At 64.7% G+C, this 569-nt stretch carries 1 protein-coding gene and 1 pseudogene; both read right to left on the bottom strand.

What is annotated here, in order from left to right; genetic code table 11:
• A pseudogene (locus EN852_RS42735) lies at nucleotides 1-156 on the bottom strand (ABC transporter permease); the annotation flags it as partial.
• The coding region (locus EN852_RS34745; protein ID WP_135879588.1) for an ABC transporter permease subunit at nucleotides 156-569 on the bottom strand (414 nt) is incomplete at its 5' end. The pseudogene EN852_RS42735 and the gene EN852_RS34745, both read right to left, overlap by 1 nt.

The raw sequence follows: 569 nt of genomic DNA, 5'->3' as shown, positions 1-569 counted from the left end.
CTCGACCAGGAACGGGTTCGACAGCGCCTTGCCGTACCATTGCACGGAGAAGCCAGTGAACTCGCTGGCGTGCTGGCCGGCATTGAAGGAGAACAGCACGACCAGCGCGATCGGCAGATAGAGGAAGGCGAAGACGGCGACGACGAAGGCGCGCATCAGATCAGGTCCACCCGGCGCGCACCCGAAAGCCGGGTCGAGATGCGGTTGGCGACGATCAGCACCACCACCGAGACCAGCACCAGCGTGATGGCGATGGCCGATCCGAACGGCCAGTTGCGCGACTGCAGGAAAAGGTCGACCAGCGCGTTGCCGATGAAGAACACCTTGCCGCCGCCGAGCAGCGTCGGGATCAGGTATTCGCCGAGCAAAAGTATCATCACCAGCGAGAAGCCGGTCATGACGCCTGGCAGCGACAGCCTGAGCGTCACGCCGAGGAAGGTGGACACGGGCGTCGCGCCGAGATCGGCGGAGGCTTCCAGCAGGCGCCGGTCGAGCCGTTCCAGGCTGACATAGATCGGCAGGATCATCAGCGGCAGGTAGCCGTAGACAATGCCGAGCAGCACCGCGCC

Source organism: Mesorhizobium sp. M2E.F.Ca.ET.209.01.1.1 (genome assembly GCF_004010375.2).
Classification (GTDB): domain Bacteria; phylum Pseudomonadota; class Alphaproteobacteria; order Rhizobiales; family Rhizobiaceae; genus Mesorhizobium.
The sequence above is the reverse complement of the archived record's forward strand: the minus strand, read 5'-3'. Positions and strand labels throughout refer to the sequence as shown.